This window comes from Mangrovicoccus ximenensis (assembly GCF_003056725.1).
GTDB classification, from domain to species: Bacteria; Pseudomonadota; Alphaproteobacteria; order Rhodobacterales; family Rhodobacteraceae; genus Mangrovicoccus; species Mangrovicoccus ximenensis.
Window position 1 is genome coordinate 1 of the sequence record NZ_QBKZ01000023.1, and the last position, 24,947, is coordinate 24,947.

21 protein-coding genes and 4 pseudogenes are annotated in these 24,947 nt (G+C 65.7%); 17 read left to right on the forward strand and 8 right to left on the reverse strand.

Annotated elements, in window-relative coordinates; all coding sequences use genetic code 11:
• Window positions 1-252 precede the first annotated feature (252 nt).
• Window positions 253-678 carry an organic hydroperoxide resistance protein gene (locus C7T91_RS25345; RefSeq protein WP_108262363.1) on the forward strand — a complete coding sequence of 142 codons (426 nt, stop codon included), beginning with the start codon at window positions 253-255 and terminating at the stop codon, window positions 676-678.
• On the opposite strand, the gene C7T91_RS25350 is transcribed toward C7T91_RS25345, so the two are convergent.
• Window positions 638-1,618 carry a LysR family transcriptional regulator gene (locus tag C7T91_RS25350; protein WP_201742259.1) on the reverse strand — a complete coding sequence of 327 codons (981 nt, stop codon included), beginning with the start codon at window positions 1,616-1,618 and terminating at the stop codon, window positions 638-640. The genes C7T91_RS25345 and C7T91_RS25350 overlap by 41 nt on opposite strands.
• Before the next feature lie 118 nt (window positions 1,619-1,736).
• Between C7T91_RS25350 and C7T91_RS25355 the strand changes: the two genes are divergently transcribed.
• Complete coding sequence (locus tag C7T91_RS25355; protein ID WP_108262368.1) at window positions 1,737-2,066, forward strand: nuclear transport factor 2 family protein; 330 nt, start codon at window positions 1,737-1,739, stop codon at window positions 2,064-2,066.
• On the forward strand, window positions 2,063-2,842 hold the full coding sequence (locus C7T91_RS25360; RefSeq protein WP_108262370.1) for an SDR family oxidoreductase: 780 nt from the start codon (window positions 2,063-2,065) through the stop codon (window positions 2,840-2,842). The genes C7T91_RS25355 and C7T91_RS25360 overlap by 4 nt, the downstream gene beginning before the upstream one ends.
• 1,043 nt (window positions 2,843-3,885) lie before the next feature.
• Here the strand turns inward: C7T91_RS25360 and efp are convergent.
• On the reverse strand, window positions 3,886-4,452 hold the full coding sequence (gene efp / locus C7T91_RS25365; protein ID WP_108262372.1) for an elongation factor P: 567 nt from the start codon (window positions 4,450-4,452) through the stop codon (window positions 3,886-3,888).
• Between the two features lie 98 nt (window positions 4,453-4,550).
• Here efp and C7T91_RS37000 point away from each other — a divergent pair, with 98 nt between their 5' ends.
• The 4 genes from C7T91_RS37000 to C7T91_RS25385 all read left to right on the forward strand — a co-directional run bounded on the left by C7T91_RS37000 (window position 4,551) and on the right by C7T91_RS25385 (window position 10,012).
• The gene (locus C7T91_RS37000) at window positions 4,551-5,471 is read left to right on the forward strand and encodes an amino acid--tRNA ligase-related protein (RefSeq protein ID WP_236638506.1); all 921 of its coding nucleotides are present in this window, start codon (window positions 4,551-4,553) and stop codon (window positions 5,469-5,471) included.
• Window positions 5,402-6,634, forward strand: a complete 1,233-nt coding sequence (locus C7T91_RS25375) for an acetamidase/formamidase family protein (RefSeq protein ID WP_236638512.1) — start codon at window positions 5,402-5,404, stop codon at window positions 6,632-6,634. Before C7T91_RS37000 ends, C7T91_RS25375 begins: the two co-directional genes overlap by 70 nt.
• A 64-nt stretch (window positions 6,635-6,698) precedes the next feature.
• Window positions 6,699-7,997 (forward strand): putative DNA modification/repair radical SAM protein, encoded by a 1,299-nt coding sequence (locus tag C7T91_RS25380; protein WP_108262376.1) that lies wholly within the window; start codon window positions 6,699-6,701, stop codon window positions 7,995-7,997.
• Entirely contained in the window at window positions 7,928-10,012 is a 2,085-nt protein-coding gene (locus C7T91_RS25385; protein ID WP_108262378.1) for a hypothetical protein, read from the forward strand. Before C7T91_RS25380 ends, C7T91_RS25385 begins: the two co-directional genes overlap by 70 nt.
• Window positions 10,013-10,018: 6 nt before the next feature.
• Here the strand turns inward: C7T91_RS25385 and C7T91_RS25390 are convergent, their stop codons facing one another.
• Entirely contained in the window at window positions 10,019-10,729 is a 711-nt protein-coding gene (locus C7T91_RS25390) for an SGNH/GDSL hydrolase family protein (RefSeq protein ID WP_108262380.1), read from the reverse strand.
• 601 nt (window positions 10,730-11,330) lie between these two features.
• Here C7T91_RS25390 and C7T91_RS25395 point away from each other — a divergent pair.
• Window positions 11,331-13,196: a NosD domain-containing protein gene (locus C7T91_RS25395; RefSeq protein WP_161556105.1), complete on the forward strand. Its 1,866-nt coding sequence runs from the start codon at window positions 11,331-11,333 to the stop codon at window positions 13,194-13,196.
• Between the two features lie 82 nt (window positions 13,197-13,278).
• On the opposite strand, the gene C7T91_RS25400 is transcribed toward C7T91_RS25395, so the two are convergent.
• Together C7T91_RS25400 and C7T91_RS31880 are read right to left on the reverse strand one after the other, a co-directional pair.
• Window positions 13,279-16,335, reverse strand: coding sequence for a PKD domain-containing protein (locus tag C7T91_RS25400; protein WP_108262384.1), 3,057 nt, complete (start codon window positions 16,333-16,335; stop codon window positions 13,279-13,281).
• Window positions 16,336-16,524: 189 nt separating this feature from the next.
• Window positions 16,525-16,845 (reverse strand): helix-turn-helix transcriptional regulator, encoded by a 321-nt coding sequence (locus tag C7T91_RS31880; RefSeq protein ID WP_145963021.1) that lies wholly within the window; start codon window positions 16,843-16,845, stop codon window positions 16,525-16,527.
• Between C7T91_RS31880 and C7T91_RS25405 the strand changes: the two genes are divergently transcribed.
• The gene (locus C7T91_RS25405; RefSeq protein ID WP_145963022.1) at window positions 16,808-17,584 is read left to right on the forward strand and encodes a Rossmann-fold NAD(P)-binding domain-containing protein; all 777 of its coding nucleotides are present in this window, start codon (window positions 16,808-16,810) and stop codon (window positions 17,582-17,584) included. The genes C7T91_RS31880 and C7T91_RS25405 overlap by 38 nt on opposite strands.
• 83 nt (window positions 17,585-17,667) lie before the next feature.
• Here C7T91_RS25405 and C7T91_RS37005 read toward each other — a convergent pair whose 3' ends face one another.
• Complete coding sequence (locus tag C7T91_RS37005) at window positions 17,668-18,177, reverse strand: SURF1 family cytochrome oxidase biogenesis protein (protein WP_236638507.1); 510 nt, start codon at window positions 18,175-18,177, stop codon at window positions 17,668-17,670.
• Between C7T91_RS37005 and C7T91_RS37010 the strand changes: the two are divergent.
• The 7 genes and pseudogenes from C7T91_RS37010 to C7T91_RS25435 form a co-directional block, all read left to right on the forward strand.
• Window positions 18,061-18,336, forward strand: a pseudogene (locus tag C7T91_RS37010) (COX aromatic rich motif-containing protein); the annotation flags it as partial. The gene C7T91_RS37005 and the pseudogene C7T91_RS37010 overlap by 117 nt on opposite strands.
• Window positions 18,337-18,421: 85 nt before the next feature.
• Window positions 18,422-18,637 (forward strand): hypothetical protein, encoded by a 216-nt coding sequence (locus C7T91_RS37015; RefSeq protein WP_236638513.1) that lies wholly within the window; start codon window positions 18,422-18,424, stop codon window positions 18,635-18,637.
• A gap of 255 nt (window positions 18,638-18,892) precedes the next feature.
• Window positions 18,893-20,581, forward strand: a complete 1,689-nt coding sequence (locus C7T91_RS25415; protein WP_456237865.1) for a cbb3-type cytochrome c oxidase subunit I — start codon at window positions 18,893-18,895, stop codon at window positions 20,579-20,581.
• A gap of 163 nt (window positions 20,582-20,744) precedes the next feature.
• On the forward strand, window positions 20,745-21,284 hold the full coding sequence (cyoC, locus tag C7T91_RS25420; RefSeq protein WP_108262388.1) for a cytochrome o ubiquinol oxidase subunit III: 540 nt from the start codon (window positions 20,745-20,747) through the stop codon (window positions 21,282-21,284).
• 154 nt (window positions 21,285-21,438) lie between these two features.
• Window positions 21,439-21,501, forward strand: a pseudogene (locus C7T91_RS37020) (cytochrome o ubiquinol oxidase subunit IV); the annotation flags it as partial.
• Between the two features lie 478 nt (window positions 21,502-21,979).
• The gene (locus C7T91_RS38730; protein ID WP_330848892.1) at window positions 21,980-22,141 is read left to right on the forward strand and encodes an SURF1 family cytochrome oxidase biogenesis protein; all 162 of its coding nucleotides are present in this window, start codon (window positions 21,980-21,982) and stop codon (window positions 22,139-22,141) included.
• A 37-nt stretch (window positions 22,142-22,178) separates the two neighbouring features.
• Window positions 22,179-22,415 (forward strand): MOFRL family protein, encoded by a 237-nt coding sequence (locus C7T91_RS25435; protein WP_330848895.1) that lies wholly within the window; start codon window positions 22,179-22,181, stop codon window positions 22,413-22,415.
• Between the two features lie 93 nt (window positions 22,416-22,508).
• Here C7T91_RS25435 and C7T91_RS25440 read toward each other — a convergent pair.
• Window positions 22,509-22,637 (reverse strand): annotated as a pseudogene (locus C7T91_RS25440) (IS5/IS1182 family transposase); the annotation flags it as partial.
• Between the two features lie 67 nt (window positions 22,638-22,704).
• Window positions 22,705-23,547, reverse strand: a pseudogene (locus tag C7T91_RS25445) (transposase); the annotation flags it as partial.
• 374 nt (window positions 23,548-23,921) lie between these two features.
• Here C7T91_RS25445 and C7T91_RS25450 point away from each other — a divergent pair.
• On the forward strand, window positions 23,922-24,938 hold the full coding sequence (locus tag C7T91_RS25450; protein ID WP_108262392.1) for an extracellular solute-binding protein: 1,017 nt from the start codon (window positions 23,922-23,924) through the stop codon (window positions 24,936-24,938).
• The last annotated feature ends 9 nt before the right edge of the window (window positions 24,939-24,947 follow it).

Here is a 24,947-nt window from a genome sequence, read left to right on the forward strand (position 1 = left end):
GGGGCCAAGGTCACCGAGGTGTCGGCCAGCCACGCGGTCTTCATGACCCAGCCCACCGTGGTGGCCGAGACCATCGACGAGGCCGCCCGCGAGGCCGTGGTGCCCGCCAACTGAGCCAAGCCAGCAACCGGAGGCTCCGCGCTTCCGGTCGCTACGCACCCCGGCGGCGCCGATCCTCGGAGGGACCGTCCCTCCTCAACCTTCCCGGCCCGGGCCTGAGCCCGCGCCACAGATCACACCCAGGAGAACCCCATGACCATCCTCTACACGACCCACGCCACCGCCAGCGGCAACGGCCGCGACGGCACCGCCTCCATCGAAGACCGGGCCATGATCCTCTCGCTCTCCACCCCCAAGGCCCTCGGCGGGACAGGCGGGGAGGGGACCAACCCCGAGCAACTCTTCGCCAGCGGCTACGCGGCCTGCTTCCTCAGCGCCCTGAAGTTCATCGCCGGTCGGCAAAAGCAGAAGCTCTCCGACGAGACCAGCGTGACCGTCACCGTGGGCATCGGTCCGCGCGAGGACGGGGCGGGCTTCGCGCTCGACATCGCGCTCGCCGCCAGCCTGCCCGGGCTGGACGGCGAGAGCGCCGCGAAACTGCTGGAGGCCGCCCATGCGACCTGTCCCTATTCGCACCTCACCCGCGAAGGCGCGCAGGTGCGGCTGAGCCTCGCCTGATGGCTGTTGCCCTGTAACAGGTCGGTCCGGACGGTGCGTCAGCGCCCCCGGGCCGATCGCGCCAGTTCGCGCGCAAGGTCCACGAAGACCTTGAGGCCGCAGGCGGGTTGCGGCGGCTGGGGTAGTAGAGGCAGAGCGGCGCGAGCGGCGGCGTCCATCTCTCCAGCATCCGCACCAGCCGCCCCGCGTCAATATCCGCCTGAACATCCGATTCCATGAAATAGCCAATCCCCACCGCCTCCAGCACGGCGATCCGCGCGAGGCTTGCCTCGTCCAGCGTGATCGGCCCGTCCACGTCCACATGCACCGGTTCGCCGTCAGCCGCGAATTGCCAGCGGAACATGCCCCCGTTCGGCAGCCGGGTGCGGACGCAATTGTGCGCAAGCAGGTCGGACGGCACCCGGGGCAGCTCGCGGTTTTCAAGGTAGGCGGGTGCCGCCACCACCGCGTAGCGGCGCGGCGGGCCGATCGGGATGGCGATCATGTCGGTCGGCACCAGCGGCTGGCTGCGCACCCCGAAGTCGAAACCGTCGGCCACGATGTCCACCAGGTTGCCCTCGGTCACCACATCTACAGTCACGTCCGGAAACCGCCGCAGGAACTCCAGCACCAGGGGGGCGAGGAACTCGCGCCCGGCAGTGGCGAAGGTGTTGATCCGCAGCGCGCCCGAGGGAGTTTCCTGCTGCGAGCGCACCGTGTCGAGCGCCTGGTGGATGTCGCGCAAGGCGGGGCTGACCTGGTCGACAAAGCGCCGCCCGGCCTCGGTGAGCGAGACGCTGCGGGTGGTGCGGTTGAAGAGCCGTACGCCGAGCTGCTCCTCCAGCTTGGCAATCGCATTGCTGAGCGCGCTGGTTGACATGCCCACATCGAGCGCGGCGGCCCTGAACGACCCCCGCCGGCTGATCGCCAGCACCGCGTCGAAATCCGTCAGCTTGTACATCGCCATTATCCCGAAAAGCGCAATTCCGCGTCTCAATCTGTCCCGGTTATCCGTATGGCGTCAATGCTCTAGATTTGGGGCAATCGGAAACGGAAATCAGAAGAACAGGAGAAAATTCATGAGCTTGAACCTCCCCCGGGCCATCGAGGCCTATTTCAAGGCCGACAAGAAAGGCAACGCCCAGGCACTATCGGAGCTTTTCACGCCCGATGCTGTCGTGGTCGACGAGGGCAATACCTATACCGGGCGCAACGCGATCCGGCAGTGGATGGCAAACGCCTCGACCAAGTACACCTACACCGTCGAGCCCTTCGCGCTGGCGGAGGAGGACGGGCGGACCGTCATCACAAGCCATCTCGTAGGCAACTTCCCCGGCAGCCCCGTTGACCTGCGCTATTTCTTTGTTCTGAAGGACGGGATGATCTCCGAGCTGGAGATCGTTCCATGACTCCCTTCGTGACTTTTGAAGGCAAGCGCGCACTCATCACGTCCGGCACACGCGGTGCCGGAGCCGCCACAGTGCGGCTCTTCGAGGAACTGGGCGCACGGGTGCTTACGACGGCCCGGACGAGGCCGCCGGAAATGCCGGAGGCGCAGTTCGTGGCGGCCGACCTGACGCGCGCAGAGGGGTGCGCTCACGTGGTCGAGGCGGTGCGCGAAAGGCTGGGCGGCGTGGACGTGGTGGTTCACATGCTGGGCGGTTCCTCCGCCCCGGCCGGCGGCTACCGGGCGCTGGACGATGGAGAGTGGCGCAAGGAGATCGACCTGAACCTGATGCCCGCAGTGCGGCTCGACCGAGCGCTGCTGCCCGGCATGGAAGAGCAGGGCTCGGGCGTGGTGATCCATGTCACCTCGATCCAGAGCCAGTTGCCCTTGCCCGAGGCGACCACGGCCTATGCCGCGGCGAAGGCGGCGCTCTCGACCTACAGCAAGAGCCTGTCGAAGCAGGTTTCTCCCAAAGGCGTGCGCGTGGCGCGGGTTTCTCCGGGCTGGATCGAAACGGAATCCGCCGTGGACTTGGCAAAGCGGCTTGCCGCGGAGCATGGGGTGGATGTTGCGCAGGGCAAGCAGATGATCATGGACTCGCTCGGCGGTGTACCGATCGGGCGGCCGTCGAAGCCGGAAGAGATCGCCAATCTGATCGCCTTCATCGCTTCAGATCGTGCCGGCACAATCACGGGCACAGAGTACGTGATCGATGGCGGAACCGTGCCAACAGCGTAGTCGTTGACGCGGCCTGAGAGTTTGTTGACCTCACATAGCGATGAAGGACTGCCGGACAACGAGGTTGGTGCCCCACTGCATCAGCCAAATTTGGTGGCCGCGTGAACGCCTCGGGCTGGACGGGGCACCATTAAAAGTTGCCTTTGTCTAAATATCTTGGCCGGTTTCGTTTAACGCAGCGAACTACCGAAGTTCGCTCTTGGTTCTCGTACATGTCACCGTGCTGTGCGGCGTGTCTCCGGTGGCTTTGGGCTTAGACCGGTCATCTGCTGCGCTTGGCACGAAAGTCGGCTTCGGGCCGATCCATCCAGTTGGCCATGGCGTGCCGAGTGGCCGTTTTGTGCGCTCCTCCGTCGGCCAACAGGCGTAGAATGCTGCGAGCCGGGCTGAGCGGCTGCTCCAGGGGAAGCCGCAGTGCGGCGGCGCTGGATTTTGAATGTCCGGACTGGGGAGCGGCGGCGCGACGCTTGGCTTGCCAGCGCCTTTCTGCCACCGGCCGGAAACTGCGCTCTTCGCCAGTAGGGGCGGCATGGACGAGCGGCCGGACTTCGGTGGCCTGGCCAGGTCGGCGCCGTTCGCACGAAAAACCCGGCGAGCGGCCGCTTCCGCCCGATCGCCGACTGGTCTCCGCCGCGGCGCCGCAAGTCCGCTTCCTCTTGCCGGTCGCACCGGGCCTCTCGTGCCCGGCACCCTCGCGAGTGGCCGGAAAGGGCTGGAATGAGGCGCACGAGGTGACCGGCGCAACCGGCAGCTTTCGCCTCCCGGGTCGGCATGGTGGCGCCCGGTGAACTGTCGGTGCCGCGGCGAGGATTCCGCGCTGCCCCAGGGCAGCTGAGAGCCCCAAAGCAGCCGGTCTTTTTTTCTGCAGCTGGAAAGTTTAACTTACGAATGAAGTTGGCGACTACAGTTCTGAATGGCGTTGTTGGACAAATCAGCTGATGACTGCAGCGGAGGCGGGCCGTTTTCACGGAGCGGCGGCGGCTGCGGGACGCTGCGTCCCGGACCAGGCCGGCCGGAGCAGCTCCGGCGCGGCCCGCAGCCTGTCAGCCCTTGAAGCGCTCGACATAGGAGTTGTCTTCGGTCTTGATCACCACCTTGGTGCCGACGCCGATATGCGGCGGGACCATGATGCGCACGCCGACATTGGTCATCGCGGGCTTGTAGCTCGAGGATGCGGTCTGGCCCTTCACGACCGGCTCGGTCTCGGTGATCTCGACCGTGACGCGCTGCGGCAGCTCGATGGAGATCGGGTTCTCCTCGAAGGTCTGCAGGAAGACGCGCATGCCCGGCTCGAGGAAGGCGGCGGCATCGCCGACCACATCGGCAGCGGCGGTGACCTGCTCGTAGGATTCCGGGTTCATGAAGTGGTAGCCTTCGCCGTCGTCATAGAGGAAATCGTATTCCCGCTCGTCGACATTGGCCTTCTCGACCTGCTCGGTCGTCTTCCAGCGCTCGGTCGTCTTCACACCGTCGGAAATGCGGCGCATGTCGACCGAGGTGGTCGGCGTGCCCTTGCCGGGGTGGAAGTTCTCGGCCTTGAGAACGACGTAGAGCTGGCCATCCTTTTCGACGACGTTGCCCTTGCGGAGAGAGGAGGCGATGACTTTCATCGGTAGGTCCTTGTGGATGGTCGCTAGGCGCCCTAAGCGCGGATCGGCCCGCAGATACCCCGATCTCGCGGGGGAATCCAGAGAGGAGCTGCACCGATATGACCGACACGCCCTGGTGGACCCCCGCGCGCCATGCCGACCGCCGACCCGTGCTGATGGCCCGCAACCGGGCGCAGGCAGCGATCCGCGGCTATCTGGCGGCGGAAGATTTCGTCGAAGTCGATCCCTGCGCTCTGGCGGCGAGCCCGGGAAACGAGGCGCATCTGCATGCTTTCGAGACCTCGGCCATCGGCAATGACGGCCGCCCGCGGGCGATGTACCTGCATACCTCGCCGGAATTCGCGATGAAGAAGCTGCTGGCCGCGGGGGAGCCGCGCATCGCCGCCTTCGCCCATGTCTGGAGGAACCGCGAGCGCGGGCCCCGGCACAGCCCGGAATTCACCATGCTGGAATGGTACCGCACGGGCGAGGACTACGCGGTGCTGATGGAAGACACCGCGGCGATGGCGCGGCTGGCCTGCGAGGCGGCGGGGGCGCGGATTCTGCGCGCGGGCGATGCGACATGCGATCCCTTCCTGCCCTATGAGCGGATCTCCGTGGCCGAGGCCTTCGCCCGCCATGCCGGGATCGACCTGCTGGCGACGCTGGCGGCGGACGGGGCCGCCGACCGGGACCGCTGCGGGGCCGGACACCGGAAGCGGAGCCGGTGGCCGCCCGCCCGTTCGGCATCCTGCCTGTCCGGCAGGCATTGCGGACCGCCTCACCCGATCTTGAACGGGCGCAGCGGACCTGGACCTTGCCCTGCCCGCGGCCGGCGCGCGGCATGCCGCCAGTCCCCGGCAGAAAGATGGAGGTCCAGATGCCCGATGGAAGCAGCCCGGCAAAGGCAGCGCAGCGCAGCGTCATCGTCGACGGATTCACCAACAGCGTGCTCGATCCCGCCCAGCCGATGCTCGGCCCGGTGGCCAGCGGCGGCACGATCATCGCCAATACCGCGCCCGGCTGCTGGGGACCGATGATCACGCCCAGCTTGCGGGGCGGCCATGAGGTCACCCGCCCGGTCGCGGTTGAAGGCGCCGAGCCCGGCGACGCGGTGGTGATCCGCATCCGCGACGTCTACGTCACCTCGATGGCGACGGCCTCGGGCCATGACAGCTCTCCCGAGGGCTTCTGCCTCGGCGATCCCTATGTCGCGGCCCGCTGCCCGACCTGCGACGAAGTCTGGCCCGAGACCCATGTCGAGGGGATCGGCCAGCAGGCCGTGAAATGCGACACCTGCGGCAATGCCGTGACCCCGTTCCAGATCGTGCATGGCTACACGGTCGGCTTCGACCAGACCCGCGCCGTGGGCCTCACCCTGCCCGCCGCCGCCGCCGAGCAGATCGCGAAGGACGCGCCCGCCTATGCCGCGCTGCCCGATGCCTCGCGCCAGCATTCGATCCTGACCTACGCGCCGTCGGACATGCCCGGCATGATCGTGCGGATGCGGCCCTTCCTCGGCCAGCTCGGCACTTGCCCGTCGAAGGCCATGCCCGACAGCCACAATGCCGGCGATTTCGGCGCCTTCCTCGTCGAGGCGCCGCATGACTACGCAATGACCCCCGAGGAGCTGGCCGAGCACAAGACCGACGGCCATCTCGACATCGACGCGGTGCGCCCCGGCGCGGTTCTGGTCGCGCCGGTCAAAGTGCCGGGCGCGGGCATCTACATGGGAGACATGCATGCAGCCCAGGGCGACGGCGAGATCGCCGGGCACACGATGGACGTGGCGGGCAGCGTCACCCTGCAGGTCGAGCTGAAGAAGGGCTACCCGATCGACGGGCCGGTGCTGTTCCCGCTGCTTGAGGACCTGCCGCCGCTGGCCCGCCCGTTCAGCGCGGAAGAGAAGGCCAAGGCGGCGCGGCTGGCCGCGCAGTACGGCGTGGAGGAGATCGTCGAAACCGCGCCCGTTTCCGTCATCGGTACCGCGGCGAACATGAACGCGGCGATCGAGAACGGGCTGGAGCGGGCGGCGACGCTGCTCGGCATGACCGTGGCGGAGGTCAGGAACCGCGCGACGGTCAACGGCGCGATCGAGATCGGCCGCGCGCCGGGCGTGATCCAGGTGACCTTCCTCGCGCCGCTGGCGGCACTGGATGCAGTGGGCCTCGGCGACATCGCGCGCGAGCAATACGGGCTCTGATCCCGGCGCCCCCCGGCCTGTCCGGGGGCTTGCACCGCCGACGCGTGGAACATATGAAGAACATATGGTCCAGCGCAGCCTTTCCGAAAAACTGGCGATCCTCGCCGATGCGGCGAAATACGACGCGTCCTGCGCGTCCTCGGGCGGCGAGCGGCGGTCCTCGAAGGACGGCAAGGGGCTGGGATCCTCGGGCGGGTCGGGCATCTGCCATGCCTATGCGCCGGACGGGCGCTGCATCAGCCTGCTGAAGGTCCTGATGACCAATTTCTGCATCTATGACTGCGCCTATTGCGTGAACCGGGCCTCCAGCCGGGTGGAGCGGGCGCGGTTCACCGTCGACGAGGTGGTCAAGCTGACCATCGAGTTCTACCGCCGCAACTACATCGAGGGGCTGTTCCTGTCTTCGGGCATCATCCGCAGCCCCGACGATACGATGGCGGACATGGTGCGGATCGCGAAGACCCTGCGCGAGCGCGAGAATTTCCGCGGCTACATCCACCTCAAGACCATTCCGGACGCCGCCCCCGAGCTGATCGAGGAGGCAGGCCTCTGGGCCGACCGGCTGTCGATCAACGTGGAGCTGCCGACCGAACGGGCGCTGGAGAGCCTCGCCCCCGAGAAGTCCCCGCAGACCATCCGCCGCGCCATGGCCGATGTCCGGATGCGCCGGGACGCCGCGCGCGAGACCAGCCATGGCGGCAAGCGGCCCCGGCGCTTCGCTCCGGCAGGACAGTCCACCCAGATGATCGTCGGCGCGGACGAGGCGACGGACAGCCAGATCCTCGGCCAGTCGGCGACGCTCTATTCCGCCTACCGGCTGGGGCGGGTCTATTACTCGGCCTTCTCGCCGATCCCGGACGCCTCGAAGGCGCTGCCGCTGATCCGGCCGCCGCTGATGCGCGAACACCGGCTCTACCAGGCCGACTGGATGATGCGGTTCTATGGTTTCGAGGCGGCGGAGATCGCCCCGCCGGCCGGCATGCTCGATCTGGAGATCGACCCGAAGCTCGCCTGGGCGCTGGCCCATCGCGGGCAGTTCCCGGTGGCGGTCAACCGCGCCCCGCGCGAAATGCTCCTGCGCGTGCCGGGCTTCGGGCCGCGCTCGGTCGACCGCATCCTTGCCGCGCGCCGACACCGGGAAGTGCGCTACGAGGACCTCGTGCGGATCGGCTGCAACCTGAAGAACGCACGGCCCTTCATCTCGCTGCCGTCGGCAGCGCTTCGGGCGGGACCTGGAGCGGCACCTATTCCGGGGCCCGGCGCAGCCCGCACCGGCTCAGGGCCGAGGTCCGGGTGGCGGGCTCTCCGGCGGGCGCGGCGCAGGGCGCGGACGATATCATCGTCGGGAACATCATGGTGCTGATCGGCCAGTCCGAAGAATCTTACATGCTGTCGCCCTCCACGGATACGTCCGAACTGCAGGGAATGCGTCCCGCGATTGCCGACCCTGATGCGCTGCATGTGATCACCTATCGCTCCGGCGGAGACTATCCGGGATCGGACTATGCCTCAAACAGCATGCTCGCGGTAACGGACAGCACGATGTATCATACCGCTCTGGGCTACATGTCGAATTTCCTTTCGGAAAATGCGCCGGGCGAACGGTTCCTGCTGATCGATGCCACCGTCTCCGGCACCAGCTACTGGAACCTCGCCAGCGACGATCCGGCGGCTAGCGCGACCGAGCTGTCCGACCGGACCTGGGATGGCTCCTTCGAGGGCGGCATCGACGTGCTGCGCAGCTACGGGGCTGAGCCGGGCCTGCTGATGTCCACATGGACGGCAGCGCCGGCGACCACTAATGACGGATACCGCCAGAGGCTCTATCCGCTCTTCACCGGGCGCTATGCCCCGGAACAGGGCGGCGCTGATTATGTCCTGGGTACCGATCCGCTGAACGGCAGACCCTACGACCATCTGTTCTACGATCTGACGGGGCAGGGCCGCGGCACGCTCGATCCGGCCAGGACCATGGCGTATTTCTATGGCCCCCATCGTTTTGAACTTATGGAAACGACTGCAACCAAGCAGGACACGCGGCTGTCGATCCGCAATTTCGTGGATGACGGCCTGCCGAACATGCTCGGTTTCGTCGGGCCGGAGATCATCTCATATGAGAGCGGTTTCCAGGCCATCGGCTCTTCCCGCACCGTTGACCGCGGCGCAGCGGATTCCTGGGTCGATGTCGCGCATCCCTCGCGCTATTCGGCCGATGGCTCTCCGCGCCGCGCCCAGTATACCGCCCTTGCGGCGCTCTATGGTTTCGGTATCGGTCCTGCCGCCGCGCAGGAGCGCGACGTGCCGCGGTTCAACCGCGCCTTCTGGGAGCCCTCGGGAGCCTATGCCGAGTTCTGGTTCGAGGATGCGGAGGGCAACACGCCTGCAATCACCACGACGCGTCTGGCGCGCGCGCTGCCCGCGATTCCGGAGACCTTGGCCGGAACGGCATCTGCCAGCGAAACCGCCATCGGCGGCGCCCTCCTGCCGCACCGCGCGGAAGTGGCAGGCTTCGAGATCGACGGTGCCGGGGCACAAAACGTTTCCATTGCCGGAGGGCGGGTCCGGGTCTATCCGAATTCCGGAAGTTTCGGCGGAAACACCCGGATCGATTTCGGCCGCGGCGCCGCGTCGGGCATCCATACCGTGCCGGGGCTGGCCGATGCCGACGTGATCGAGGCCGACCTGTTCGACCGTATCTGGATGAACCTCCCGATTGTCACGGGAATGGCGGAAGGCGTCGAGGGTATTCCGCTGCGGCCGATGCCGGAGCAGAACGACATTGCATCGACCCTTGCAGCCGCTCCGCAATTCGACGTTGCGGGAAATACGGCGATCTACGGCAGCGCAAATTGGGGAGTCGTCACGCCGATCACGGCGAAGTTCCGCTTGACGGCCAACCCTGCCAGCGCGGCAGAGGAAGCCCTGCTGCGGTTGCCCGTCGGATCGGGCGAACTGAAGCTGTCGCTCCTGAGCGGCACCCGGCTGCGTTATTCCTTCGGCCCTGCAGGGCTTTCCGGCGATGTCACCTCGCCGCTGCCCTATGAGGGCGTGATGCGGGAATTCGTCATCACGGCCGATCCAGCCACGGGAGCGTTCGGGCTCTATGTCGATGGGACCGAGGTGCTGGCGCAGGCTTCCGGTACGCCCGGATCTTTCTCGGGGAACTACGCGCCGCGCCTGCTAGGCTTGAACAACGGCGCGAACATGCTCAATGCGACGGTGGAGAGCATCACCATCTGGGATGCCTACACGGCTGACGGTTCCGACCCGGCTGCCGCGCCCTACAAGACCATTGCAGGCGACGCTGCGACGGCGCTTGCCGCAGCGAAATCGGGCCCCAACGCGTTCACATGGTACGAGGGCGGCGCAGCCCAGTAGCGTGCCTCAGGCAGGCGGCGGACACGTGCGGTCCGCAGCCTGCGCGATCCGGCGGACCAGTCCCGGGACCACCACGCGGGCGGTGTCCTCCGCCGTCGGATGCAGGCCGTCGGGAAAGCGCCGCTGTGCGGGCGGAAGCGCCAGCCAGTCGGCGTAGAGATCGGCCAGGGCGGTGCCGTGCCGGTCTGCCAGCTCCACCTGCAGCGCATAATAGCGCGGCAGCAATGCCCGCAGGGCCCGATGCAGCCCGCCGACCGGATTCATCGTCATCAGCACCACATGTCCCGGAGCCACGGCCGCGCCCAGCCGGTCGATCAGCATCGCGTGCTGGCTGCGGCTGCGGCGCAGGGATGCTCCGTCGAGAAAATCCGCATCATTGATGGCGAATTCCATCAGGACCAGATCGGGACCGGCCGCTATGACCTGATCCACGGAGTCCAGTCCCCAGCTGCTGTCTGCTCCGCTCTGGGCGATGCGCAAAACCTCGACTGGCTGCCCGAAACACTCGGAAAGAGATCTGGACAGGGCCTTCGGCCAGGGATTCGAATGAGTCAGGCTGGAGCCGAATGCCACTATGCGAAAAGATGGACCTGACAGGGGAATATAGGCAATTTCTCTGTCTCTTGGGGTATTCGGATTCGCCATGCCGATCCAAACCAGAAAGCCAAGAACACAGGCCATGGTCAAGGCCATAAATGACATTGCGAAATGCTTCATTGTGCTTCTATCCGAAATTTTCGGCCGTCATTGCGTTTGTTTGTTTACTTAAACTATTATTTTTCATGAAGAAAATGGATCGCGCCCATTTCTTTTGGAAACAGTTCTTGCAGCTGAGAACACGTTGTCGCGTTTCCAAGCAAAAAGAAGTGGCTATGGTCAGCAAGTAAGGCATGGAAAATGCCACTTTTGCCCCTGTCCTTCAGGGGGGGGGGAGACGTGATCGGTCTCGGGAAGTTTCTGCCTGCTGCAGGAGTTTCCAAGCGTGTTGTCTTGTTCGAAAGGTGCTCCGGTAATGAGTGATATTGTTGTAAATACGGCGTCCGAATTCACGCAGGCCCTTCGGGACGCAACCGGTGGAGACACCATTCTTCTGGCTCCGGGCGAATACGGTTCCGTTTTCATAAAGGACATATCATACGAATATGATGTTGTCGTGAGGTCTCTGGACTCCGAGGATCCTGCGGTCTTCACCGAGCCGGTGACATTCGTCCGGGCAGAAAATCTTGTCCTGGAGAATATCGCTTTCCAATCCGACAGCATTGAAGGCACCTCCGGCTCATCTCCGCTTCTGTTCCTGCACAGCAACAAGAACGTCACGATGTCGGACCTTTCTTTCGTGGGCCACATTCCGACCGAGGAGGAGGGGGCCGACCCCGATGCCGCGGACACGACGCGCAGCGATGCCATTGCCGGATACGGCCATCAGCAGGGCCTGAGGGTCCACAATTCGGAGAATGTTTCGCTCGAGGATGCCACGTTCCGGGACCTGCGCCTTGCCGTCTATGTCGGCGAAAGCACGGATGTCGATCTGACCGGGCTGACCATCGAGGAAGTCCGTGAAGGGATCAATTTCTACGAAACCCAGCGCCTGGCCATTTCCGACAGCTTGTTCCGGGATTTCAACCCCTGGCTCAGCATGGATGACGAGACCTACGATACCAGGATCCACGATCATTCGGACATGATCCAGTACTGGGGGGCGAATTCCGTGCTGGGGGTGCATGACATCACCATCTCCGGGAATACCTTCATTGCTGCTCCCGGCAGCACGACCCAGACCATCTTCGGCCATCTCAAATCCGGTCCCGATGGCGTGACGGCCTCGAATTTCACCGTTACCGACAACCTGATCATCAACGGGCAAACCCATGGCATCAGCCTGGGCGATGTCGACGGGGCCGTGATCGCGAACAACGTGCTTTTGCCGAATACCTATTCCGATCTTTCGATACGCCAGCCCGCGATCCGGGCGCCGGACAGCACGAACCTTGTCGTGGAGAACAATACGGTAGTCGACGGCTACGGCGTCTACAATTCCTCCGATGCCGTTCTGGTGGAGGGCAATATTGTCCTGAACGGCAACACCATCCTGTCGAGCGTTCCGACCGACGAAAGCTACTGGAAGCTCCTTGGCGCCGAAGACGTGCTTCCGCTGTCGCTCTGGGCTGAGGCAAACGGGATGGCCGTCGTCACCGGAACCGCCGGAGACGACGTGATTTCGGCCGCTCCCCAGGGCAGCCTGCTCGAAGGCGGCGCGGGCGACGACATCCTGCATGGCGGCGCCGGGGACGACATCATGATTGGAGGGGACGGGGCGGACCAGTTCCATTTCGACCTGCGCGGCACGGAGGAGCAGGGCAACGACCTGATCCTGGACCTCGATGTCGGCGAAGGCGACGAGATCCACCTGACGACCGGCACGTCCGGGCTGTTCGCGGCGGCAGCCGGGGACGGAAGCGGTCCCGAGGTGCTTCTCGACGGCAGTGCGGTGATCATAGACAGTCTCGAGGACCTTCAGGACATCGTGGCATCCGGTGCGATGACCCATCAGGGCGGCGGCGTCCTGGCCCTGGCGGGCGGCAGCGGATACACCTTGCAGCTCGGCGGGATCGACCCCGCGGATCTGGAGGTGCCCATTCCCGTCGAGGACAGCCCCGCCATCGAAGACGGCGGTTCGGCCGAAGAGGAGCCGGCTCCCGCTCCGGTCTCGCCGCCGCCGATCTATGCCGGCGGGGACATGGTGACCGGCACTGACGCGGGAGAGACGCTCTGGGCTTCGTCGGGCGGCAGCCTCATCGATGCGGGCGGCGGCAACGACACCCTGGCCGGGCGGGCCGGTGCCGATACCTTCTTCGGCGGAGAGGGAGCAGACCGGTTCATCTTCGACCTGCGGCTCTCGAATGCGGAAGATGACATGATCCTCGACCTGGACTTCAGCGAAGGAGACGAGATCTTCGTCGTCACCAACATTGACGGGCTGTTCACCAACGATGCCGATCCCGACAACAACCTCTGGATCGGCGGCAACGGCAGTTCGGCGAAGATCCGCAGCGAGGCGGACTTGCAGGAGGTCGTGGCCTCCGGCGCCATGGACTTCGTCAGCGACGGCATGGGCGGCGGCGCGCTGTCCCTGGCAGATGGCAGCGGCTACACGCTCTACATCTGGGGGGGCGGGTTCGTTTGAGGCTGCGGGCCCGCAGGGCCGGCAGGGGCTGCGGCCGGAACCGAACGGGATCCGGCCGCAGCTTTTCCGCAGATGGCGGGGATCAGGCGATCTCGGTCCAGCCGCCTTCCGCGGCCAAGAGGCCGGACACGGCATCGAAGGTCCCGGCATCGAGCGTGCTGCCTGCATCCAGATCGAGCCGCAGTTCTTCGAGCAGGCCGCCGAAGGCCGTGGCGCCGTACTGCCCGCCGATCACCATGACCGAGCCGATGCCCGGATCCATCATGCCCGCGACTGCCGTCTCGCCGAGCACAGCATCGTCGACCACAATTTGAAGAACGTCGTCCGCGTCGAAGCGCACGGACACGCCATGGCTGTCGCCGTCTCCGATACCTGCTCCCTTGGTGATCAGCCGGTGCCAGATCCCGTCGGTCGTCTTCAGGCGGAGATCGAGCTCGCCTGCATTGGTGACATTGACCTGGAAGGCCCGGTCGAGCCGCATAACCTCGCCGCCGATGCCGCCGGTCTCGGAGGGGTCGAGGCGCAGCACCATGTTGATGCTGAACTCTTCGGCGCCGACCATCGGCTGGATCTCGGCGCGGTCGATGAGGATAGGGCTATCGAGGTCGCGCAGGTCGATCGCGCCGGGAGAAAGATCGACGATCACCGACATTTCGCCGTAGGGCAGGCGGCAGAAGTCCCCGCTCTGGCTGTCGAAACCGACCAGCCCGGTGCCGGGGATGCCGACCGTGTAGTCGGTGCTCGAGATGCTGCCGTCGCTGCCGGTGACGGTCAGCGTGACCGTGTGGTAGCCCGGCACATCGAAGCTGTGCTCGACGGCAATGCCTTCGGCCTGGCTGCCATCGCCGAAGCTCCACAGGAAGCTGTAGCTGCCGCCGGTGCTTGCCAACTGAACGTCGGCGGCGCCGAACAGCCCGCCGGCATGGGTCGCGTCTGCGTCGAGCGTCATGGCGATGTCCTGCACCAGGCCGGCGAAGGGCGTGGAGCCGTACTGCCCGCCGATGGACATGCGGTCGGACACGCCCGGTGCCATGGCCGCGCCGATCTCCGCGGTGGCGAGGACCGTGCCGTCGACGACGACCTGGATCTCGCCGGCGGCAGCGTAGCGGAGCGAGACGTCATGCATGTTGCCGTCGGTCAGCCCGGCACCGGCCGTCTTGATCTGGTGCCAGATCCCGTCGACGGTCTTCAGGCGGAAGTCGATATCGCCCTTCTCGGTGACTTTGACGAGGAAGGCGCGGTCGAGACGCATCACTTCGCCCGCCACCGGGCCTGCGGCCCCGGGGGCAAGGCCAAGCACCATGTCGATGCAGAACGATTCGGCTTCGAGGAGGGGCTGGAGATCGGTCCGCAGGATGCCGAGCGGTGCCGCTAGGCCGCGCAGGTCGAGCGCGCCGGCCTCCAGATCCGCGACCACGACATCGCCGTGATCGGTGGCCAGGACCAGGTCTCCGGTCGCATCGTCGAAACGGGCGAAAGGACCCGCGTAAGCGGAGCTGGCGGTCTGGATTTCAGGCAGGGAGGACAGGGAGGCGTCGAACACGAACTGGTCAGGGCTGTCGGCGGCCTCGATCAGGATGCGCGCGACCAGCCCGGAGAGATCTGCCGTCTCCGTGGTCTCCGCCTGCTCTGCCTCGACCTCGCCGGTGACATGCTCGGAGCCTGCTCCGGCGGCGCGGATCGGGCTGTCCGCCTTCAGCAGGAACTTCTCGGGATGCCCGCCCAGCTCGCCTTCGGCCCCGGCGAAATGCTCGGTGTAATAGTCCGGCTTCTGCGGATCGGTGCTCTGCACGACGAAATTGCTTCCGGTTTCCCAGCTTTCCGGAAGGTTCAGGATCGCGGAGGAGCCGGCGATGTTGCCGGTGACCACGGCATTGGTGCTGCCGCTGTCGAGCCGGATCGTCGGCACGAAGGAATTTTCCGTGTCCCAGAAGGCATGCACGATCGTGTTGTTCTTCACGATGAGCCCGTCAGTCAGCCCCACCACGATGCCGTTGGCGCGGCCGTTGATGTACATGTTGTCTTCGATGGTGATGTTCTGCCAGGGGACATCGTCCTTGTTGGTGAGGAAGATGCCCTGTGCGTCGGTGCCGCTGCCCTGATCCATCAGGTTGCCGCGGAAGGTCAGGTTGGTGCACGGGCTGCGCGCACCGCCGCCGTTGATCTGGAAGAAGTCGGGATGGTCGCCGCTGCCGGCCGCGGCGCCCTCGGGCAGCGGATAGCCGGCCGTGTCGTGCAGGTAGTTGTTCTCGAACAGCGCGTTGGTGAGGGTGCCGAACTCGATGGCATCTTCGCGCATGTGATGGATGTCGTTGCCGGAGACAACGATGTTCTTGATGGCGTTCAGCTGGATATTGTCGCGGAAGCCGCGGATCTCGCTGTCGAGGATGCGAATGTCCTCGCAGTACTGGAAACGCAGGCCGGTGGCATTGCCGTAGCCGTCCTTCTCGTCGCCGCGGCCATGGGCATTGTCGCCGTCGACCAGAGAGTTGCGGATGGTGATGTCCTGGCTGTTGGCGAAGCGGAACGGGCGGTGCCATTCGGCATCGCCTTCGGCGAAGGTGTAGTCAAAGGTGACGCCGTCGAAGGCAAGGCCGCGGACATTGTCACACTGCACAGTGCTGAACACTGCTGGATCGGCCGGATCGGACATCAGCGTCACCGAGACGGCATAGTTCTTCAGGCTGAAATCGCCGTAGCTGCCGCCGGCCAGGCGGATCACGTCGCCATCCTGCGCGGCGGCCAGAGCGGCGGCCAGCCCGGCGGCATCGGAGACCTCGAAAGTCGCGGGCGCGCCGGCGGCCTCCGCCGCAGATGCGGGATCGCTGCTCTCCGCAGCCGCGTCGAGCGGGGCGGCGTCCGTGCCGGACTCCGCTTGCGGGCCGCCTTCCGCCGGAGCGGTAGTTTCGACCGTCTGGAAATCGGTTCCGGACGGCACGCCGTCCGCATCCGTCTCCGCCTCTGCGGTGGCATCGGCAGTGTCTGCGGCAGGCAGGATGCCGGTTCCGGCATCGCCCGACGACAGGTCGGCGGCGGCGGCTTCGACAGGTTCGGCAGTCTCTTCGGTGCTGGAGAAAGATACGACGGCTTCGATCGGATCTGCGACCAGATCCGTGGCTTCGATGACGAGTGCGGACATCCGCAAGTTCCTTAGCGCAAGGCCGGAGCTGATCCTCGGATCAGCCCGGCAAGCGCCCCCACAGCTGCGGCTTCTAGGGCCCAGGTCTTAAGCGGCGGTGAATTCTCCATGTTTCCCAAAGGGATGGTGAATCTGTCTTTACCATGATCGCGCGGGAACGGAGCGGGGCCGCTTCGGGAGCGGGGCTGCTCAGCCGAGCCAGACGGCGCTTTGAAGGATGCGGCGCACGACGCCTGTCTGGCTCTTTTCTCCCATCCGGGCGAATAGCTGCTTCGAGGCGCTCCTGGCGGTGCCGATGGTCCATCCCAGATCCTCTGCCGCCTCCTGCAGGCTCAGCCCGTCGCAGAGCTGCGCGGCCAGCCGGGCCTCGCTGCGGCTGATCCCGAAGGCCTTGGACAGCTGCTCCGGCGGCAGCGCGCGGGCCGAGAGCCCGTGGCGCAGCCGTCCGAGCAGCGCCGGCGCGGGCCGCGACGTGGCGGTGATCGGCGCGGGCGCCTCGGCGATGGACAATGCCGCCACCGCGCTCGAGGCAGGCGCAGCGCGGGTCGACCTGCTGATCCGCCGCGAGACGATCCCGGCGGTCAACAAGCTGACCGGCATCGGCAGCCCCGGAACGGTCGAGGGCCTGGCCGTGGTGCCCGATGCCTGGAAGCTGAAGATCCACGATTACTGCGCCCGCGAACAGGTGCCGCCGCCGAGCCATTCGGTGCGGCGGGTCTCGTCGCACCCGAATGCGAAGTTCCACATGGGCTGCGCGCTGGCCGGGGCGGCCGAAGACGGGGATAGGCTGCGGCTCGACACCTCGCGCGGCAGCTTCGCCACCGATTTCGTGATTGCCGCCACCGGCTTCCGCAACGATTTCGCCGACCGTGCAGAGCTCGCGGATATTGCGCCGCATGTGCTGAGCTGGGCCGACCGGCCGGATTTCCCGGAGGACCTGCCGAAGGACGGATCGCTCGGCGCCTCGCCCTATCTGAACCCGGATTTCAGCTTCCGCGAGAAAACCCCCGGTGCCTGCCCGGCACTGGCGCGCATCCACTGCTTCAACGACGCGGCGATGCTGAGCCAGGGAAAGGTCTCGGGCGACATTCCCGCGGTCAGCACCGGCGCCAAGCGGCTCGCGCGCGCCATCGTCGCGCAGTTCTTCGCCGAGGACGTGGAGGACCAGTTCGCCCGGCTCGAGGCCTTCGACACCGCGGAACTCGACGGCAGCGAATATGCCCCCGCGCCTTCGCTGCCCGGCCGCTGAGGCCCCGCGCATCGCCGGCAAGAAAAAAGCCCCGCCTTCCGGACAGGAAGGCGGGGCTTTTCCGATCCATCGGGACCGGAGCGTCAGTCCTCGTCGCGGCCGCGGAATTCATGGCGCAGGAACAGGCCGTAGCCGCCCACGACCATGAGCGCGAGCGCGCCCCAGGTCAGCGCGTAGCTGAGATGCGAGTTGCGGAACGTGACCACCGTCATCCCGGCGCGCGGCCAGGCCTCGGGATCGACCAGATCGGCATCGATGAAATAGGGCGCGGCGGGCGCATAGCCCAGCGTGTCCGTGATCGAACCGATGTCGCGGCGGTACCAGGTCTCGTTCTCCGGATGCCGGTCGAGGTCCAGGCCGTGTCGCTCGACTGGAAATGGCTGTTCATCTACCCGGAATACGGCGTCGCCTCGGTCAACGAGCTCGTCATTCCGGAAGGCCGTCCGATCAATTTCAGCCTGACCTCCTCCACCGTGATGAACACCTTCTCGGTGCCGGCGCTCGGCGGCATGATCTACTCGATGGCCGGGATGGAGACCAAGCTCCACCTGATCGCGGATGAAACCGGCACCTTCGCCGGGCGGTCCGCGCATTACTCGGGCCCGGGCTTCTCCTGGATGACCTTCGACACCATCGCCACCGATCAGGGCGAGTTCGACGCCTGGATCGAGACGCTGCGGGCCGAAGGCTCGGAGCTGAGCCGCGCAAGCTACCTGGAGCTGGAAAAGCCGACCATCGCCGAGCCGGTGCACTACTATGCATCCGTCGACGAGGGCCTGTTCGACCGGATCCGCGGCATGTGCGTCGAAGACGGCAAGGCCTGCATGGACCAGNATGATGATGATCGACCAGGCCGGCGGCGGCGGGCTCGACGGCATCGCGCTGGAACCGCTCTTCGAATACGACGAGCAGCGCGCAATCGACGGCTTCGGCAACCTCATCTCCTCCGGCGAGGACCTGAGCGCGCGGAACCTGACCGGCGGCGACGACGCCTACCTCCTGGCCATGCTGACGTCCTATCCGGACGCGCTGTGCCGCACGACCGCGGAGTAAGACAAACCAATGGCAACTGACCTCCATACCTCCCCACCGGATACCTGGACGCCGCTCTTCGGGCGGCTGAACTGGGACTGGATCCCCCTGCACGAGCCGATCCTCATCGGCACCTTCGCGGCCATCGCGCTCGGCGGCCTCGCCGTCCTGGTGCTGATGACCTACTTCCGCCTCTGGGGCCCGTTCTGGCGCGACTGGGTCACCACGATCGACCACAAGAAGATCGGCATCATGTACATGGCGCTCGGCTTCATCATGTTCATCCGCGGCTTTGCCGACGCGATCATGATGCGCGCCCAGCAGGCCATGGCCGCAGGCGGTGCCGAAGGCTACCTGCCGCCGCACCATTTCGACCAGGTCTTCACCGCCCACGGCGTGATCATGATCTTCTTCGTCGCGATGGCGTTCATCACCGGCATCATGAACTACGTCATGCCGCTGCAGATCGGCGCGCGCGACGTGGCCTTCCCGTTCCTCAACAACTTCTCCTTCTGGATGACGGTTGCAGGCGCGCTGCTGGTCAACATCTCGCTGTTCGTCGGCGAATTCGCGCGCGTGGGCTGGCTGGCCTTCCCGCCGCTCTCGGGGGCGAGCTTCTCGACAGGGCCGGGGATGGACTACTATCTGTGGTCGCTGCAGATCGCGGGCATCGGCACGACATTGTCGGGCATCAACATGGTCGCCACGATCCTGAAGATGCGCGCCCCGGGCATGCGCCTGTTCGACATGCCGATCTTCGCCTGGACCACGCTCTGCACCAACTTCCTGATCGTCGCCGCCTTCCCGGTGCTGACCGCGACGCTCACCATGCTGACCCTCGACCGCTACCTGGGCACCCATTTCTTCACGAATGACCTGGGCGGCAACTCGATGCTCTACATCAACCTGATCTGGATCTGGGGCCACCCGGAAGTCTACATCCTGATCCTGCCGATCTTCGGGGTCTTCTCGGAAATCGTCGCCGTGTTCTCCGGCAAGCCGATCTTCGGCTACAAGACCATGGTCTGGGCGACCGCCTGCATCATGGTGCTCAGCTTCGTCGTGTGGCTGCACCACTTCTTCACGATGGGCTCGGGCGCGAACGTGAACGCCTTCTTCGGGATCGCCACGATGATCATCGCGGTGCCCACGGGCGTGAAGGTCTTCAACTGGATCTTCACCATGTACAAGGGCTCGGTCCGTCTCGAGACCCCGATGCTCTGGACCATCGGCTTCATCGTCACCTTCACCATCGGCGGCATGACCGGCGTCCTGCTGGCCGTTCCCCCGGTCGACTTCCAGCTGCACAACACCCTGTTCCTGATCGCGCACTTCCATAACGTGATCATCGGCGGCGTGGTCTTCGGCGTCTATGCCGCGGTCTGCTTCTGGTGGCCGAAGGCCTTCGGCTTCAAGCTCGACGACACCTGGATGCGCCGCAGCTTCTGGCTCTGGTTCGTCGGCTTCTACTTCGCCTTCATGCCGCTCTACGCGCTCGGCCTGATGGGCGTGACCCGCCGGATGAACGCCTACATGGACACCGCCTGGCAGTTCTACTTCATCATCGCCGCCTTCGGCGCCGTGCTGATCCTGGGCGGCATCGCCTGCGGCTTCATCGGCGGCTTCGTGTCGGTGCTGAAGCGCAAGGAACTGGCCTGCGGCCCCGATCCGTGGGGCGGCCGCACCCTCGACTGGGCGACCCAGTCCCCGGTTGCGCCCTACAACTTCCCCGAGGATGTCCAGGTCACCGGCCGCGACATGTTCTGGAAGATGAAGCAGGACGGCTTCAAGTGGTCCGGTCACTACCATGACNATCCACATGCCCAAGGGCACGGCGTCCGGCGTCATCCTGGCAGCCTTCGCCACGATCTTCGGCTTCGCGATGATCTGGTACATCTGGTGGCTCGCCATCGTCAGCTTCGTCGCCTGTGTCGCGATCGGCATCGCCCACACCTTCAACTATGACCGCGACTTCTACATCCCCGCGAAGGATGTCGAGGCAAACGAAGCCAAGGACGCGCTCGCATGACCATGATCGACAGCCCCGTCACCGGGGCAATCAAGGGGCCGGNAAGGCCCCGAACACCACCCGGACCACCACCCGCACCATCATGCCAGCCCGACCCCCATCGGGTTCTGGATCTACCTGATGAGCGACTGCATCATCTTCGGGACGCTGTTCGCGACCTATGCGGTGCTGGGCTACGGCTATGGCGGCGGTCCGTCGCCGGCCGACCTGTTCTCGCCGGGCTTCGTCTTCGTCGAGACCGCGTTCCTGCTGTTCTCGTCGATCACCTTCGGCATGGGCATGCTGCGCGCCGACAAGGGCGATGTCGACGGCCTGCTGAAATGGCTGGGCATCACCGCCGTCTTCGGCGTGCTGTTCATCGCCATGGAGATCTACGAGTTCAACCACCTCGTGCATATCGGCGCGGGTCCGGACCGGTCGGCCTTCCTGTCGTCGTTCTTCCTGCTGGTGGGCACCCACGGCCTGCACGTGACCTTCGGCCTGGTCTGGCTCGGCACCCTCGCCGCGCAGATCAAGTGGAAGGGCGGCCTCAGCGAGGCCAACACCCGCCGCCTGGGCACGCTCAGCATGTTCTGGCACTTCCTCGACCTGATCTGGATCGGGGTGTTCTCCTTCGTCTATCTCGTGAGGCTCGTCTGATGTCCGATCACCACGACGCCGGCCACGGAGGCCACGGCACCTTCAACAGCCTGATGACCGGCTTCGCGCTGGCAGGCATCCTGACGCTCATCCCCTTCGCGCTGGTNCTGGATCAAGCCGGGCTGGGACCCGAAGATCACNCATCGGGATCATCATGGGGCTGGGCGCGGTGCAGATCATCGTGCACCTGGTGTACTTCCTGCACCTCAAGCGCTCGACCGAAGAGGGCTGGACCTTCGCGGCCACCATCTTCGCGATCGTCATCCTGGCCATCGTGCTGGCAGGCTCGCTCTGGGTCATGCACAACATGAACGTCAACATGATGCCGATGAGCGACGGNCAACATGGGCGCCCTGCCGGCCCTGCCCGAAGGGGCAGCCGGCCNATGGCGGCCATGGCGCAGCGCACGAGTGAGGCAGCCATGAGCGCAGGAGCCAANGACCGCGCGNCCCGTCCCGCCGCTGGGGGCGGATCCTGGCGGTNGTCGCTCTGCGCGGCAATCGGCCTGGGCGGATTTTCCGCCCTGGCCACCTGGCAGGTCAAGCGCCTCTCCTGGAAGCTCGACCTGATCGAGCGCGTGGATGCCCGCGTCCATGCCGCTCCGGTTCCGGCGCCCGGCCCCGAGGCCTGGCCCGGCATCACCCGCGAGGGCGACGAATACCGCCATATCACGGTGACGGGCGAATACCTGCCCGATGCCGACATCGCNGATCTACGTCCCCTCGGACTGGGGGCCGGCCTACTGGATCCTGACGCCGCTGCAGCAGGCGGATGGCAGCATCGTCATGGTCAACCGCGGCATGGCGCCNGGAGACCGAGCTGGAGACGCTGCCGTCGNGCGCCCGCGGGCGAGGTGACGGTAGAGGGGCTGCTCAGGATCAGCGAGGACAAGGGCTGGCTCTTCTCCCGCGAGAACGCTGCGACACGGACGGGATCGACGGAGCCGCCGAGGTGGCCGGGGCGATGGTGGACGGAACCACGCGCGCCCGCGCGGCAAAGGCGGGCTATCCTCTGGCGGAGGCGCTCCGCCGCTGCGACGGCCACGGCTTCTTCGCGGCGCTCGGCGACCAGATCGTCACCGGGCCGACGCTGACGAACGTGAATGACTTGCGCGCGATCCTGATCCGCTGATCCGTCCGTCGGACCGGCCGACCGCGCGGTCGGGCCGGGGGGCGCTGATGCGGAAATCCGCTCAGGACCGCAGTCCCCTTTGCCCGGAGACACTTATCCCGTTGCCACGGTTGCCCGAATCCCGAAGGCCGCGAAGCGGTTAAGAACGGCTGCACCGATCTGGACCTTGGCGACTTGGCGGACGAAATCGCGGGACATCAGCCGTTGGCCGAGAAGCCTCACGGGAGTTGTCACGGGCATTGCTGCAGAAGTTGTCTTCAAGACGTGATCCCCCTTTGCCCAGCTGAGGTCAGGCCACGCGCTCGATCTCGGCGGTGCCGGGGGCGTTGAAACGGTTCATGAATGAGCGGCAAGCGCCGTCGGTCCGAGCGTAGCCGCAAATGACCCGGATGTGGATTTCGGCTGTCCGGCGGTTCGGGTCTCTTGAGGCGATCCGCTCGCCGAAAGACTTGAGGTTCCGCATGCTGGCCTCGATCCTGCTGTGGACATGATAGCCGGACCACCTTTTCCAGATCGTCCGGCCGAGGCGCCGGGTTGCCCTCAGGATGTCGTTGCGGGCCAAGGCGGCGGGGCAATCTTCTTTCCAGAGGCGGCCGGTTTTCCGGATGGGAGGGCACATGACTGCCACCGGTCCGAAGGAATGCCCGAGCCCCCGTGCCTCGGTGCGCCAGGATCGCCGCATGGCACCGCATTGTGCCGAAGGCGTCGCCAGCGGTCCGCGCCCGATGGGCGACGGCGCATCCGCTGGCAACTCGCCCGTTGCGGTGCCGATCTCCTCGTCCTCCGGGATTTGGCCGGAGAACTCGGGAAGGAGGGGGTTGTGGCCGTTGCGGCAGGAGGCGACTTCCACCGCCCGGATGTCGCCAGTGGCCGTGTCCATTGCCAGATGGACCTTGCGTTGCTGGCGGCGGTGGGTGCCATGCTTCCTTGCCAGCCACTCATTCATCGGGCTTTCGCGGCGCCGCGAAAGCCACGGTCCCGTCTCGCCCTGACGACGGCTGAGCGTGGAGACATCGGGAACTGCCCAATCCAGCCCTGGCATTTTCAGGATGCTGGACAGCATCCCGGTCGTTTGCCTGAGCGGCAGACCGAAGAGCACCTTGGCCATCAGGCAGAATTGGATGGCGCTCGTCGGGCAGACGTTCCCACGGACCGTCTGCTGATCCACCTCAATCCTGCACCTCGGTGACCACCCGGGGTAACACCGCTGGCGGCGGCGAAATTACACCACGTACTCGGACACTATCCGTCAGGTTGCTCTTGCGGCGGAAGAACAGCGACAGGACGCTGCGGGGCTCGCGCAGCATCCGCCGCCGGTCCGGAGAACCGGCTGTGCCAGGTCCCTGATCATGTAACGGCGTCGCAGGACCGGTCAAAGAGTGACCAAAACTTGCATGTCTGCTGAATTTTTCTACCTCTGGGCAGCCTCGGGCAGAGCATTCGTTGACAAGTGCGCATGCCGTCTGTGCTCTGTATGCAGTATTCCAGCCATCTCCGGAGTTGCGCATGCCCGTCACCTTCCCCCGCCGCGCCCTGCTCGCTGCAACGGCCGCTTTCGGCCTGTCCGGCCTGCCCACCCTTGCCCAGGACCAGAGCATCACCATCATGATCTGGGGCACCACCTGGCAGACCGCCTTCGAGCAGATCGCCGCAAACTTCACCGAGGAGACCGGCATCGAGGTCCAGCTCATGCCGCAATCCAACAGCGGCGAGTCGCTTGCCAAGCTCCAAGCGAACCGCGCAGCGCCCGGTGTCGATGTCTGGTTCACCACTTCCTCGGTCGCCAACCGCGCGGTCAAGGACACGGAGCTCTTCGCGCCGATCCCGGTCGACGCGCTGACCTACAAGGACGACATGGTCGACGGCTCCTACAATGCGGGCTGGGTCGGCGCCTATGCCTATCCGCTGGGGATCGTATGGCGCCCTGACATGGTCGACGGCGACATCACCTCCTGGGAGGACCTGTGGAAACCGGAATTCGAGAACGCCATCGCGGCACCGACCCCGGCCACCTATCAGGGCCGCATCGTCCTGGTCGCGGCCGAACTGGCCGGGGGCTCGATCGACGATGTCGATCCGGGCATCGAAAAGCTCAAGCAGCTCGAGCCCAATGTCGCCTTCTGGTACAGTTCCGACGCCCAAGCCCGCCAGGCGCTCGCGAATGGCGAGATCAGCGTGCTCGTGTCGCCGCCGTCCGGCGCCAAAACCGTGCGCAACGAGGGCATCGAAGTGAAAATGGTCTCTCCGGCCCCGGCTCCGATGACCTATGACGTCATGACCATTGTCCGGAACGGCAAGGAAGATCTCGCCGCGCAGTTCGTCGATTTCGCGACCAGCCCCGAGTCCCAGCAGATCATCGCCACCGGCAACCAGAACATGCCGGTCAACACCAAGGCCTCCGTCCTGCCGGAACTGGCGTCGCAATATGCGAAACCCGAGGACACCCGGACCTATGACGAGGACAAGGTGAATGCCGAATACGACAGCTGGAACGAGAAATTCCAGATGACGGTCTCGCAGTAAGGCCGGCGC